Annotated in this window: 12 protein-coding genes and 1 pseudogene; 5 read left to right on the top strand and 8 right to left on the bottom strand. The window is 69.6% G+C overall.

Annotation, left to right across the window (positions count from 1 at the left end; genetic code table 11):
- Positions 1-105: 105 nt before the first annotated feature.
- Positions 106-987, bottom strand: a complete 882-nt coding sequence (locus tag ACWBNA_RS24135) for a LysR substrate-binding domain-containing protein (protein WP_482706585.1) — start codon at positions 985-987, stop codon at positions 106-108.
- 71 nt (positions 988-1,058) lie between these two features.
- Between ACWBNA_RS24135 and ACWBNA_RS24130 the strand changes: the two genes are divergently transcribed.
- The 3 genes from ACWBNA_RS24130 to ACWBNA_RS24120 are packed head-to-tail and all read left to right on the top strand — an operon-like array spanning position 1,059 to position 3,645.
- A complete protein-coding gene (locus ACWBNA_RS24130) occupies positions 1,059-2,264 on the top strand; it encodes a thiolase family protein (protein ID WP_482706584.1) in 1,206 nt (401 codons plus the stop codon).
- A complete protein-coding gene (locus tag ACWBNA_RS24125; RefSeq protein WP_482706583.1) occupies positions 2,261-2,956 on the top strand; it encodes a 3-oxoacid CoA-transferase subunit A in 696 nt (231 codons plus the stop codon). The genes ACWBNA_RS24130 and ACWBNA_RS24125 overlap by 4 nt, the downstream gene beginning before the upstream one ends.
- Positions 2,953-3,645: a 3-oxoacid CoA-transferase subunit B gene (locus ACWBNA_RS24120; protein ID WP_482706582.1), complete on the top strand. Its 693-nt coding sequence runs from the start codon at positions 2,953-2,955 to the stop codon at positions 3,643-3,645. Before ACWBNA_RS24125 ends, ACWBNA_RS24120 begins: the two co-directional genes overlap by 4 nt.
- Before the next feature lie 226 nt (positions 3,646-3,871).
- On the opposite strand, the gene ACWBNA_RS24115 is transcribed toward ACWBNA_RS24120, so the two are convergent.
- The 6 genes and pseudogenes from ACWBNA_RS24115 to ACWBNA_RS24090 all read right to left on the bottom strand — a co-directional run.
- Entirely contained in the window at positions 3,872-4,876 is a 1,005-nt protein-coding gene (locus tag ACWBNA_RS24115) for a sugar ABC transporter substrate-binding protein (protein WP_482706581.1), read from the bottom strand.
- A 548-nt stretch (positions 4,877-5,424) separates the two neighbouring features.
- Positions 5,425-6,294: a sugar phosphate isomerase/epimerase family protein gene (locus ACWBNA_RS24110; RefSeq protein WP_482706580.1), complete on the bottom strand. Its 870-nt coding sequence runs from the start codon at positions 6,292-6,294 to the stop codon at positions 5,425-5,427.
- Positions 6,291-7,307 carry a Gfo/Idh/MocA family protein gene (locus ACWBNA_RS24105; protein WP_482706579.1) on the bottom strand — a complete coding sequence of 339 codons (1,017 nt, stop codon included), beginning with the start codon at positions 7,305-7,307 and terminating at the stop codon, positions 6,291-6,293. Before ACWBNA_RS24105 ends, ACWBNA_RS24110 begins: the two co-directional genes overlap by 4 nt.
- Before the next feature lie 56 nt (positions 7,308-7,363).
- Positions 7,364-8,788: a sugar porter family MFS transporter gene (locus tag ACWBNA_RS24100; protein ID WP_482706578.1), complete on the bottom strand. Its 1,425-nt coding sequence runs from the start codon at positions 8,786-8,788 to the stop codon at positions 7,364-7,366.
- A gap of 9 nt (positions 8,789-8,797) precedes the next feature.
- Positions 8,798-9,748, bottom strand: coding sequence for a TIM barrel protein (locus ACWBNA_RS24095; protein WP_482706577.1), 951 nt, complete (start codon positions 9,746-9,748; stop codon positions 8,798-8,800).
- 207 nt (positions 9,749-9,955) lie between these two features.
- A pseudogene (locus ACWBNA_RS24090) lies at positions 9,956-10,144 on the bottom strand (PfkB family carbohydrate kinase); the annotation flags it as partial.
- A gap of 223 nt (positions 10,145-10,367) precedes the next feature.
- On the opposite strand from ACWBNA_RS24090, the gene ACWBNA_RS24085 reads away from it, so the two are divergent.
- Together ACWBNA_RS24085 and ACWBNA_RS24080 are read left to right on the top strand one after the other, a co-directional pair.
- Positions 10,368-11,369 carry a LacI family DNA-binding transcriptional regulator gene (locus tag ACWBNA_RS24085; protein WP_482706659.1) on the top strand — a complete coding sequence of 334 codons (1,002 nt, stop codon included), beginning with the start codon at positions 10,368-10,370 and terminating at the stop codon, positions 11,367-11,369.
- Positions 11,370-11,788: 419 nt separating this feature from the next.
- Positions 11,789-12,415: a class I SAM-dependent methyltransferase gene (locus ACWBNA_RS24080; protein WP_482706576.1), complete on the top strand. Its 627-nt coding sequence runs from the start codon at positions 11,789-11,791 to the stop codon at positions 12,413-12,415.
- Positions 12,416-12,570: 155 nt separating this feature from the next.
- Here ACWBNA_RS24080 and ACWBNA_RS24075 read toward each other — a convergent pair whose 3' ends face one another.
- On the bottom strand, positions 12,571-13,095 hold the full coding sequence (locus ACWBNA_RS24075) for a P-loop nucleotide/nucleoside kinase family protein (RefSeq protein WP_482706575.1): 525 nt from the start codon (positions 13,093-13,095) through the stop codon (positions 12,571-12,573).

Raw genomic sequence — 13,095 nt, 5'->3', positions numbered from 1 at the left:
CGCCGCAGCTCCGCAGGCCAACAGCCACCGGACCTCTGAGCCACCCGACGTCGCCCGGAAGGGTTGTCGTGCCGACCGGGGGCCTTGTCCGCCGTCGGTGACGTCTCAGAACATCGCCTGGATGATCCCCACGGTGCGCGCCAGATGCGGCTCGGAGCGGTCCGCGCGGTGGGCCACGGCCAGCTCCACGCGTGCGTCGGCCCCGGTCAGCGGTCGATAGGCGACGCCGTCGAGCGCCAACGCGGTCACGGGTTCCGGCACGACGGCGACGCCGAGGCCGCCGGCCACGAGCGTGACGAGCGTCGAGGTCTCGCCGACCTCGTGGCGGATGTGCGGCTCGACGCCCGCGTCGCGCAGCAGGCCCAGCACGACGTCGTACATCACCGACCGGCGGTCGGCGGAGTGCACGATCAGGTCGGCACCGGCGAGATCTGCGACGCGCAGCCGTTTCCGGCGGGCGAGGGGGTGATCCTCCGGTACGGCGACGACGAGCCGGTCCCGGCGCAGGGTGTGCACGGTGAGGGAGAGGTCGGCCGCCGGAGGGCGCAGCAGAGCGACGTCGATCGCACCGGTGCGCAGCGCCTCGACCTGGTCGGGCGCGAGCATCTCCCCACGGAAGGAGAAGTCGACGCCGGGAAGCTCGTCCGTGAGCCGCCGCGACAGTGCGGGCAGGAGGCTGTACGTCGCCGAGCCCACGCACCCGATCGCCAGGTGGCCCACCGTGCCGGCGGCCACGAGCCGTGCGTGGTGGGCCGCCTCGTCGACGCCGGCGAGGATCGCCCGCGCCCGCTCGAGGTAGGCCCGGCCGGCCTCGGTGAGGTCGACGCGGCGTGTGGTGCGGTGGAGCAGTTCGACGCCGAGCTCGGCCTCCAGCTGGCGGATCTGTGTGGAGAGCGGTGGCTGGGCCATGTGGAGCCGCTCGGCGGCGCGACCGAAGTGGCGCTCCTCGGCCACCGCCACGAAGTAGCGCAGGTGGCGCAGATCCATATGTCGTCCGTATCAATTGGCTCGGATATGCGTACTTCAGAATATCGTGGCCCGGGATTAACGTCGCTGCCATGAGTGCTTACATCTACGCCGCGACGCGGACGCCGTTCGGCCGCTTCAACGGCGCGCTGGCCGGGGTCCGCCCCGACGACCTCGCCGCCGCCGCGATCACCTCGACGCTCGGCCGGGTGCCGGGCCTCGACCCTGCCGCGATCGGCGACGTGGTGTGGGGCAACGCCAACGGCGCCGGTGAGGAGAACCGCAACGTCGGCCGCATGGCGGCGCTGCTCGCCGGGCTTCCGGTGAGCGTGCCCGGCACCACGGTCAACCGGCTGTGCGGTTCGAGCCTCGACGCGGCGATGACGGCCAGTCGCACGATCGAGTCCGGCGACGCCGAGGTGGTGCTGACCGGCGGCGTGGAGTCGATGACACGTGCGCCGTGGGTGCTGCCCAAGTCGGCGAAGCCGTTCCCGGCCGGCGATGTCACCGCGGTCTCGACCACGCTCGGCTGGCGGCTGGTCAACCCGCGGATGCCGAAGGAGTGGACCGTCAGCCTCGGCGAGGCCAACGAGCAGCTCCAGGAGCGCTTCGGGATCTCCCGCGAACGGCAGGACGAGTTCGCCGCCCGCTCCCACCAACTCGCCCACCAGGCATGGGAGTCGGGGTTCTACGACGACCTGGTGGTGCCGGTCGAAGGCGTCGGTCTGGCCCGCGACGAGGGCATCCGAGCCGGATCCACGCCGCAGGTCCTGGCCGGGCTCAAGCCGGTGTTCCGTACGGCGGACCAGGGCGGCACCATCACCGCGGGCAACGCCAGCCCGCTCAACGACGGTGCCTCCGCAGTGCTGCTGGGCAGCGAGAAGGCCGCGGCCGCGATCGGGGCCGACCCGATCGCCCGTATCGCCGGACGCGGTGTGATGGCGCTGGAGCCGCAGGCCTTCGGCTACGCCCCCGTCGAGGCCGCCAACCGCGCGCTGGCGCGGGCCGGCATCGGCTGGGACCAGGTGGGCGCGGTCGAGCTCAACGAGGCCTTCGCCGTGCAGTCGCTGGCCTGCCTCGACGCGTGGAAAATCGACCCCGCCATCGTCAACCAGAAGGGCGGCGCCATCGCGATCGGGCACCCGCTGGGCGCCTCGGGCGGCCGCGTCCTCGCCACGCTGGCCAAGGTGCTGCGCGAGACGAGGCAGCGCTACGGCGTCGCCGCGATCTGCATCGGGGTCGGTCAGGGGCTGGCCGTGGTGCTCGAGAACTGCGATGTCACGGAGACGGCCCAGTGAGCCGGGCGGAGATCGTCGAGAGCGCGGACGCGGCGGTCGCCGGTATCGAGGACGGCTCCACCATCCTCGTCGGCGGCTTCGGCCTGGCCGGCATGCCGTTCGATCTGATCGACGCGCTCATCCGGCAGGGCGCGAAGGACCTCACGATCGTGTCCAACAACGCCGGCAACGGCGACGTCGGGCTGGCCGCGCTGCTGGCCGCCGGCCGGGTGCGCAAGGTGCTGTGCTCCTTTCCGCGCCAGGCCGACTCCTGGGTCTTCGACGGCCTCTACCGGGAGGGGAAGATCGAGCTGGAGGTGGTGCCGCAGGGCAACCTCGCCGAGCGGATGCGCGCGGCCGGTGCCGGCATCGGTGCGTTCTACTGCCCGACCGCGGTCGGCACGCCCCTGGCCGAGGGCAAGGAGGAACGCGAGATCGACGGCCGGAAGTACCTGCTGGAATACCCCATCAAGGGCGACTACGCACTGATCGGCGCGCACGTCGCGGACACGATGGGCAACCTCGTGTATCGCAAGACCGCCCGCAACTTCGGACCGGTCATGGCCACGGCCGCGACGACGACCATCGTTCAGGTCAACCAGGTCGTCGAGCCGGGAACGCTCGACCCCGAGGCCGTCGTCACCCCGTCCATCTACGTCGACCGGGTCGTCCAGGTTGAGGCCCGCCACTACACCGTGCAGGGGGCCCGATGACCACCACGCCAACCACCACGTCGAGCGGCCAGGCGTACGCCGGGGCGCCGATGAGCGCAGAACACCGGCTCTCGATGGACGAACTGGCCGCCGTCATCGCACGCGACATTCCGGCCGGCGCCTTCGTCAACCTCGGTATCGGGCAGCCGACCAAGATCGCCGACCATCTGCCGGCCGACTCCGGGGTCGTACTGCACACCGAGAACGGCATGCTCAACATGGGTCCGAAGGCCGAGGGCGACGCGGTCGACCCCGACCTGACCAACGCCGGCAAGGTCCCGGTGACCGAGCTGCCGGGCGCGGCGTACTTCCACCACGCCGACTCCTTCGCCATGATGCGCGGCGGGCACCTCGATGTCTGCGTCCTCGGGGCATACCAGGTCGCCTTCAACGGCGATCTCGCCAACTGGACCACCGGCAGGCCCGACGACATCCCCGCCGTCGGAGGGGCCATGGACCTCGCGATCGGCGCCAAGGACGTCTACGTGATGATGACGCTCTTCACTCGCTCCGGTGAGCCGAAGCTGGTGCCGCAGTGCACCTACCCGCTCACCGGCGTCGGCTGCGTCAGCCGCGTCTACACCGACTGCGGCGTCTTCGACGTCGGTCCCGACGGGGTTCGGATCCGGGAGACGTACGGTGTCAGCGCCCAAGAACTGGCGGAGCGACTCGGCATCACGCTCTCCTAGCCGCTCCTAGCCGGTGTCCTTACTGACGTGGACGTGGCCCGGTATGGGTCCGTGAACGTGGCCTCGGCTGCCGCACCCTGCTCGCCGCCTCGTCGACGTACGGCGCGCACGGGACGGACCCACAGCCGCCGTGTCAGGGGCCGTTCAGCGCTCCGGCCTTCGGTCTGCTTGCGGCCGGAGGCCGGCGGTGTGGTCACCGCCGGCTCGGCGTGCGGGGTCACGCTCATCACCGGGTGCCCTTTGCGGCGAACTCGGCGACGCTGTCGGCGTTGTCCTTGGTGATGAAGGCCGGGCCGGTGAGGACGGGCGCGGTGCCGCCGCCGCTGACGTTGCCGTTGCTCTTGTAGAGCCACAGAGAGTCGACGGCGAGATAGCCCTGGAGATACGGCTGCTGGTCGACGGCGAACTCGATCGTGCCGTCCTGGACAGCCTTGACCAGCTGCTTGTTCAGGTCGAAGGTCGCGATCTTGGCCTTGGTGCCGGCGTCGGACAGTGACTGCACGGCGGTGAGCGCGATCGGGGCGCCGAGCGTGACCACCTGGTCGATGGAGGAGTCCTGCTTGAGCTTGGCGGTGATCGTCGACTTCACGGACGGCATGTCGGTGCCGTTGACGTAGAGGATGTCCGTCTTGCCGCTGAAGCCCTTCTTCAGGCCGGCGCAGCGAGCCTCCAGGGCGACCTGCCCCTGCTCCTGGATGACGCAGAGGGCGTGCTTGGCTCCGAGCTCGTTGAGGCGTTCGCCGAAGGCCTGGCCCGCGATGTTCTCGTCCTGGCCGAAGTACTCGAGCATGCCGAGCCTTTTCCAGTCGTCCACCCCGGAGTTGAAGCCGACGACCGGGATGCCGGCCGCTCTGGCCTTGGCGACCACGTCCTTCATGGCATCGGGCTTGGCGGCGGTGAGCGCGATGCCGTCGACCTTCTGGTCGATCGCGTTCTGCACGAGGTTGGCCTGGTTTCCGGCGCTGGGGTCGCTGGAGTAGACGAGCTTGATGTTGTCCTTGGCGGCGGCGGCCTGGGCCCCCTTGCGGATGAGGTCCCAGAAGGTGTCTCCCGGGGCGGCGTGGGTGATCACGGCCACGGTCATGCGCGGAGTGGTGGCCTTGCCCGCGGAGGCGGCGGCTGCGCCTTCCTCGGACTTCTTGCCGCCGGAGCTGCTGGAGCATCCGGTGGCGAGCAGTGCGCCGGTGAGAACGGTGGCGGCCAGGCTGGCGGCTCGGTGGTGTCTGTGCATGTCCCTCGCACCTCACTGTGCTGGTCAGGATGGTTTGTGCTGGCTGGTGTGAAACGGCTCGGGTTGCGGATGGGCCGGTCGCTGCGGCCGGGTGGATGGCGGACGCGGGCCGGCGGCGCGGAGGTCCAGCGTCGGACCTTGAGCTGGTGGGTCCGTATTCGTGACCTTGAGGGCGTGAACTTGGGCCTGTGAGGCCGTCAGCAGTGGAAACGTGCGCACCCTGTCTGGTGGCGAATGCGGTCCTCGGCGATCTCGGGAGGGACCACCCGGTACATCACTAGAGCGCTTTATTAGCGCGCTCTAGTGGCTCGTACTATGGATCGGCTCATCGGTGCTGTCAATATCCTTGTCAGGACGTATCGACATAGTTCGCAGGTTGTTGCCTGCAGCCGTACAGGCGACGTGTCGCAGCCCTGTCGCAGCCCTGTCGCAGCCCGGTCGCAGCCCGGTCGGGTGGACGTCTGCGATGCTTCCGGCTCGCCCTCACCGCCGTCCTTGACGGAGCTTGCGGCGTGCTGATCGCGGACCTGGAGACATGCGGGTCTCGCTCAGAGGGCCAGTTCCTTGGTGATGCGGTCGAGCATGAACGCAGAGGACTCGCGGGCCCGTTCCTCCCAGGCGAAGACGCACGCGGTGGCCACGCCGTCGAAGTCCAGCTCGCGCAGGGTGCCGAAGAAGACGTCCCAGTCGACCTCGCCCTGGCCGATGTCGAGGTGCTGGTGGATACGGGCGGCCGTCCCGGGTGGGTTGAGGATGTAGCGCAGGCCTGAGGAGCCCTTGTGGTTGAAGGAGTCGGCGATGTGGACGTGCTGGAGCTTGTCGCCGGCGTAGCGCATCATCGCCGCGATGTCCGCGCCGACTTGCGAGGTGCCCGAGAGGTGGAAGCTGTGCGGGGCGCAGTAGAGGTAGTTCACCCACGGCTTGTTGATCGCGCGGACGAGGTCGACCGCGGGGGTGTTCTCCTCGCAGAAGTCGTCGGGATGGGCTTCCAGATTGAGGGCGATGCCCTCGCGTTCGAAGACCGGCAGCAGTTCCTCCAGCGAGTGCCAGAAGGCGGCCTCGCTCGCTGCGGCGTGCTCGGGGCGGCCGTTGAACTCCGAGTTCATCAGGGGGCATTCGAGCTCGGCGGCGATCTGGATCATCCGCTTCCAATAGCGGACGGCGGCTTGCCGTTCGCTCTCGTCGGGGGAGGACCACTTGTAGAGGGGCAGGACCGAGGAGAGTCTGACGCCATGGGTCCGTAGGGAGTCCTTCAGTCGCGCGATCCGTTCGTCATCAGCCCGGGGGTGCAGGAAGAACGGCATGAAGTCCTCGCGCGGCGACAACTCGATGTACTCGTATCCGAGTTCGGCGACTGTGCGCACCATGTCGTCGAGGGGCAGGGCGCGGAACATGTACGGGTCGAGGGCGATCTTCATGCGGTACCTCCGTAGAGCGTGGGGCGGGGCTTGAGGTCGGTGGCAACGACGTGGCCCGATCGCAGGGCTTCGACGGTCGCGCCGGTGATGACGGTGGCGGCGTAGCCGTCCCAGGCGGAGGGACCGGTGGGCTCGTGGCCGGTGGCGAGGCCGGCGATCCACTCGCGGAACTCGGTGTCGAAGGCGTCCGCGAAGCGTCCCACCCAGTCCGTGGGCACTTCCGTGCTGTGCTGTCCCGCGCTGCGCAGGCCGACCGCGGCCGGGTCCGGCAGCCGGACCAGCCCTTCCTCACCGACCGCCTCGCACCGGATGTCGTAGCCGTACTGGCAGTTGACGAAGACCTCCAGGTCGATGCGGACCCCCTTGGCGGTCTCGAAGAGCATGATCTGCGGGTCCTGGAGATGGGTGAACCGCTTGCTCGTGGAGCGTGGAGTGATCACCTGCGTGGAGACGATCTCGTCGTCGAGCAGCCAGCGCAGCACGTCCACCTCATGCACGGCTGTGTCCAGGGCGGCCATCGCGGAGGTGTAGGACTCCGGGACGGTCGGGTTGCGGTGGGCGCAGTGCACGATCAGCGGCTCGCCGATGCGGCCACCGTCGATGACCTGCTTCATCTGCCGGTATCCGGCGTCGTAGCGGCGCATGAAGCCGACCTGGACCAGGCGGCGGCCGTGAGCCGTCTCGGCCTCGATGATCCTCAGGCAGTCCTCGGCGGTGGTGGCCAGCGGCTTCTCGCAGAACACCGGTTTCCCGGCGGCTATCGCGTTCAGCACGTGCTCGGCGTGGGTCGGGCCCCAGGACGTCACGAGGACGGCGTCGACGTCGTCCGCCGCGATCAGGGCCGCGCCGTCGGGCAGCACTCGGGCGCCGACCGGCGCCGCTGCCTCCTCGGCGCGGGCGGCGTCGATGTCGGTGACCGCGGTGACGCGGGCGCCGGTGACGGTGTCGGTGAGGCGCCGGATGTGTTCCTTGCCGATCCAGCCGGCGCCGATGACGCCTACGCGCACAGTCATGGGTGGTGGTTCCTTTCTGCGGTCCCCGGGCCGCTGCCGGCCCGGGGACAGGGGGGTCAGGAGAAGCGCGTACGGAGTTCGGCTTCAAGGGTTTCGAGGGTGCGGCCCCTGGTTTCGGGGACGTAGCGCTTGACGAAGGTGAGGGCGAGCCCACCCGCCACCACGAAGAGGAAGAAGGTGTGGGAGATCCCGATGCCGTCGACCAGGGACGGGAAGACCAGTCCGATCGCGAAGTTGGTCAGCCACAGCACCACCGCTGCGACGCCCATGCCGAAGCCGCGCATCCGCATCGGGAAGATCTCCGAGAGCATCAACCAGGTCACCGGCGAGATCGCGCCCTGTTGGAAGGCGAGGAAGGTGACGGTCATGGCGAGCACGGCGTAGGCGCGGCCGTCGCCGGAGGGGAGCACCAGGGAGAAGACGCCGATCAGCAAGAGGGCGGTCGTCGTGCCGATCTGACCGGTCATCAGCATCGGACGGCGGTTGACCCGCCCCAGCAGCCAGATGCCGACGAAGGTCGCCAGTACCGAGATCACGCCGTTGGCGATGTTCGCGGTCAGGGCGCTGTCGGAGGTGAAACCGGCATCGGTGAGGATCTGGGTGCCGTAGTACATGATCGTGTTGACGCCGGTGATCTGCTGCACGATCGCGATGCCGAAGCCGACGAACATCAGCCTGCGCACCCACGGGGTGGCCCTCATGTCCTGCCAGCCGCCGAGATTCTCCCGCTCCTCCTTGACGGCGAGCGCGGACACCCCGGCGAGTTCGGCCTCGGCCCGCGGCCGGGACCGCACCTGCTTGAGGACTTCCAGGGCCTCGCCGAAGCGGGTCTGCGAGGCCAGCCACCGCGGGCTCTCCGGCATCACCAGCATGCCGAACCACAGCACCACGGCCGGGACAGTGGCGAGGACGAGCATCCAGCGCCACACGCCGCCTGACTCGCCGCCCACCCGGGCGATGATCGCGTTGGAGGTGAAGGCGAGCAACTGGCCGCTGACGATCATGAGTTCGTTCCGGGTGACCAGCGCGCCGCGCCGCTCGGCGGGCGAGACCTCCGCCAGGTAGACGGGCACGGTCACCGAGGCGCCGCCGACCGCGAGGCCGAGCACGAACCGGGCCACGACCATGACCGCCGTGTTCGGCGCGAGCGTGCAGCCCAGTGCCCCGACGAAGAACACCACGGCGAGGATCAGGATCGTACGGCGGCGTCCGCGCGCGTCCGACATCCGGCCGCCGGTGACCGCGCCGAGCGCGGCGCCGAGCAGCAGCGAGCTGGTGACCATGCCCTCGGTGAACGGGGTCAGGCCCAGGTCGTCGGTCATGTAGGGCAGGGCGCCGTTGATGACGCCGGTGTCGTAACCGAAGAGGAGTCCGCCGAAGGTGGCGATGACGGTGATGAGCCGCAGCCGACGGGAGACGGCCGGCGGCGAGTCGTCCCTTCCCGGTTGTGCCTGTGCGGCGGTGTCTTCCCTGACGTCCATGGGCGCCTCCTACTGGTCGAGAGCTGGGCGCCGGGTACCCGCCAGCCCGCAGCCGGCCAGGTGCTCACGGGTGCTGACCGCGATGGGCAGTGGCACCTCGGGCACGCAGGGGTACAGGTCCTGCTCGACGATCACGAACAACTCGGCGTCGAGTTCGGCGAGTTCGGCGACGACTTCGGCCGGGTTCGGCACGCCGGCGGGAGGCGAGACGCACACCCCTCGTTTGACCGCCTCGCCGAAGGAGAGGTCTTCGGCGGCGACCTGGGCCAGGATCGCGGGGTCCATCTGCTTGATGTGGACGTAGCCGACGCGCTCGCCGAAGCGTCGGATCAGGTCGACGTTGTCGCCGCCGCCGTACGCCACGTGCCCGGTGTCCAGGCAGAGGTTGGTGTAGCGGGAGTCGGACTCGTTGAGCAGCCGCTCGATTTCCGGCTGTGTCTGGATGTGGCTGTCGGCGTGCGGGTGGACGACCAGGCGTACGTCGTACTCGTCCAGGAGCAGCTTGCCGAGCCGGTCGGCGTTGTGGCCGAAGCCTGCCCATTGGCCGGCGGTCAGCTCGGGCGGCTCGGTGAACGCCCCGGTCTTCTCGTCCCGGTACATCGGCGGGATGAGGACCAGGTGGTGGGCGCCGCCGGCGGCGGTCAGTGCGGCGACCTGACGGACGTGGGCGAGCGTCGCGTCCCAGGCCTCGGGCCGGTGCAGCGCGCCGAACGCGGTGCCGCCGGAGACCTGCAGACCACGGGCGTCCAGCTCGTCCTTCAGCCGCTGCGGATCCGTGGGGAGGTAGCCGTAGGGCCCGAGTTCGAGCCACTGGTAGCCGGCCTGGGCCAGCTCGTCGAGGAAGCGGGTGTACGGCACCTGGTGCTCGTCTTCGGGGAACCACACGCCCCAGGAGTCGGGGGCGGAGCCCAGGCACAGGTTGCCCGCCGTGGTGCGAAGGGAGGATGGCGCCGTTGCCATGGTGTGTCCTTTGCGGGGAGAGGCGGGACTTCAGCTGGAGATGGAGAGGTTGGACCCGGCGGCGTCCTGCTGGGTGGGCCGGGGCCAGCGTGTGGTGACGACCCAGCTCCTCCTCGTGGGTGTCCATCTCGGCCGTGACGTGGTGAGGAGGGAGGGCCTGGTGAAGAAGCCCTCCTCGTGACCGTCGACCTTCAGCCCACGGCCGTCGAACGGGTCCCGGCCCGTCTTGGCGATCAGGGCCGGGGAACGCCCGCAGCGGGCGGCGTTGACGGCCACGTTCGTCGGACGGCCGCCCAGGTACGTGCCGAACGAGGTGACCTCCGCCGGCCCCACGCCCGTATGGAGCGGATACACATCCACTCCCACGTGGCCCATGGCGACTACGTCGAACGGCATCACGCTGGTTCCCTTCGCTCCGGAGGCAGCGGGCACTTCTGACACTTCTGTGGATGTTTCCCTCTGGCGCGCTCTACTAGCGCGCTCTAGGCAAGTACGATGAGCCCTGTCCAAATGTCATGTCAATAGCTTGTTGCCGGGGGATTTCGCGGTCAGCCGTAAGGTGGGGCGCGTCGAAGGATGAGGTTCACAAGTGGATGCGTCGGCCAAGCAGCGGCCCACGATGGCGGACGTCGCCGCGAAAGCAGGCGTGTCCAGGGCACTCGTATCGATCATTTTCCGCGGCCAGCCAGGGGCCAGCCAGGAGACCCGCGAACGCGTCCTGCGCGTCGCCGACGAGATCGGCTACCACCCCGACAACGCCGCCCGCCTGCTTGCCCGGGGCCGCAGCCGCACGCTCGGCGTGATGTTCACCGTGCACCAGACCTTCCACTCGGACCTCATCGCCGGCATGTACCCCGAGGCCGAACGGCTCGGCTACGACGTCCTGCTCTCCGCGGCCACGCACAGCCGGGCGGAGGCCAAGGCGATCGAGGCGCTTCTCGGTCACCGTTGTGAGGCGGTCATCCTCCTCGGGCCCGACGCGGAGGCTGCCTACCTCGACGAGCTCGGGCGTCGCACAGTCACTGTGTCGGTCAGTCGCCGAGTGCCCCACGCCCACGTCGACTTCGTGCACTCGGCCGAGGGCAAAGGGGTGCGACAGGCCATGGATCACCTGGTCGAGCTGGGGCACCGTCGGATCGTCCACATCGATGGCGGCCGCGGCCCCGGGTCGGCCGAGCGGCGGCGTGCCTACCGGGCCGCGATGCGCCGCCACGGACTGGAGTCCGAGGCGCGGGTCATTCCCGGTGACCACACCGAGCAGTCGGGCATCGAGACGGGGAAGTCGCTTCTGGACGAGCGGGACCGGGGCCGGCCCCTGCCGACCGCGGTCCTCGCGGGCAACGACCGGTGCGCCTGGGGGCTGTTGATGTCGCTGACGCGGGCGGGGGTCGACGTCCCCCGCGACATGTCGGTCATCGGTTACGACGACAGTCATCTGTCCCACCTGATGCCGATCGGCCTGACCACGGTGCGCCAGGACGCGGTCCTCATGGCGGAGCACGCCGTGCGCTTCGCCGTGGAGCGGCTGGAAGACGCGAGCCTGGAACCGAGGGAGGCCGTGCTGGACCCGAAACTGGTGGTCAGGGGGACCAGCGGACCGGCTCCGGACGCACACGTCTGAGTCGCGCGGTGTCACGCACGTTCGGTTGCGTGCGGAAGGTCCACGACTGACTGCTCCAGCCGACTCTCCGTTCCGGGGCCAGGACGGGGCGCCATAGGGGGCGGGGGCCGTTCTGGAGCGGGCCGGTCAGCGGCGCTGCGAGGACAGGAACGTCTCGCCGGAGCTCACCGGTGCCAGGTCTCTGGCGGTGGCGTGCAGGGCGCTGATGCGAGTCTCGATCCCGGCCGGTCCGGCGGCAGCGGCGTGATGCCGAGTTCGTCCGCTGCACCCGACCGGTACACGACGACCGCAGGAGGCGGGGGCAGGTACGGGTGCTGAGGTAGCGCGAGGTCGGACTGCGGTTCGAGCCTCGTTCTGTGTACCTTCGTAGCAGGCCGCGAGGTCTACACCTACGAGGCTGACCGGAAGGCACGCGGAACATGACCGGGCAACGTGACCGTTGGGCGGAACTGACAGGCGGACATGCTGGAGAGGAGTACTCCCGGCGTTTCGCGCGGCTCGCCGCATCGGGCCACGACATCCACGGCGAGGCCACCTTCTGCGCCGCGCTGCTGAAGCCCGCCGCCCGGATACTCGACGCCGGCTGCGGCACCGGTCGGATCGCGATCCGGCTCGCCGAGCTGGGCCACTACTGCACCGGCGTGGACGTCGACCCTTCGATGCTCTCCGTCGCCCGCCGCGACGCCCCCACGCAGGAGTGGCTTCTCGGCGACCTGGCCCGTCTGGATGCCCTCGGCCTCACACCGGGCTTCGACCTGGCGCTCGCCGCAGGGAACGTCATCCCCCTGCTGGCCCCCGGCACCGAATCAGCCGTCGTCCGGCAGCTGGCCGCCGTACTGCGCCCGGCCGGACTGCTGGTCACGGGCATGGGCCTGGACGCGGCACACCTGCCGCTGCCGGAACCGACGGTGACTCTCACGGAGTTCGACCACTGGTGCACCCAGGCGGGACTGACCCTGCGGCAGCGGTACGCCACCTGGAGCGGCGATCCCTACTACGAAGGCTGCGGCTATGCCGTCAGCGTGCACTCCCGCTCCGCCGCGTGAGGGCGCGCCATGTCCGCGAGCGTCCTCCTCGCGGAGAACACCAACGCGTGGGCCATGGGAGACGGCTGTCGCCAGGACCTGTCCGGCGGATCTTTCCGGGCCCGGCGCTCCTGGCACGGCTGCGTCACTGGGCCGCACCAAGGTTGGCCGGACAGTCACGCGAGCGATGGCCACCGATCGGCGGCCCACTCCAGCCACCCTGACCACCCAGGAGGCGGACCTCCAACCTCACGTCCATCGAGTTCCGTGGCGTCGGGCTCCTCGAACAGCGTCCTCCAGTGCGCGAGGTCCGTCTCGCTCATCGCGAAGGTCTGATCAGGGGTGGTCGACTGGCGATGGGCGATCCGAGCACGTTGGGTCTCATGGTCCACCGGCACGTACACAAGGTGACAGGACGCGCCCACAGACATCACCAACCAGCGGATCGCGGACCTCTCGTCACGAGACCAGCATCCGAAATCCAGGACCACGTTCGTTCCCAGCTTCAGCGCCTCCAGACCCAGCCAGAGCAGCCGTCCTTCCAGCACATCGCGCTTCCCTTCCGGCTGCGGATCGCCGAACAGCGGGATCATCCACTCATCCGGCGTCAGCCGCAGCGCGCGGTGCTCCTTGGCCAGCTGCCGCGCTCTCGTGGTCTTTCCGGCCCCCGGCAGACCGACCGTCAGGAACAACGTCGTCAC

The sequence above is a fragment of the Streptomyces sp. Q2 genome (genome assembly GCF_056820935.1).
This window is presented reverse-complemented; position numbering and strand designations above follow the sequence as displayed.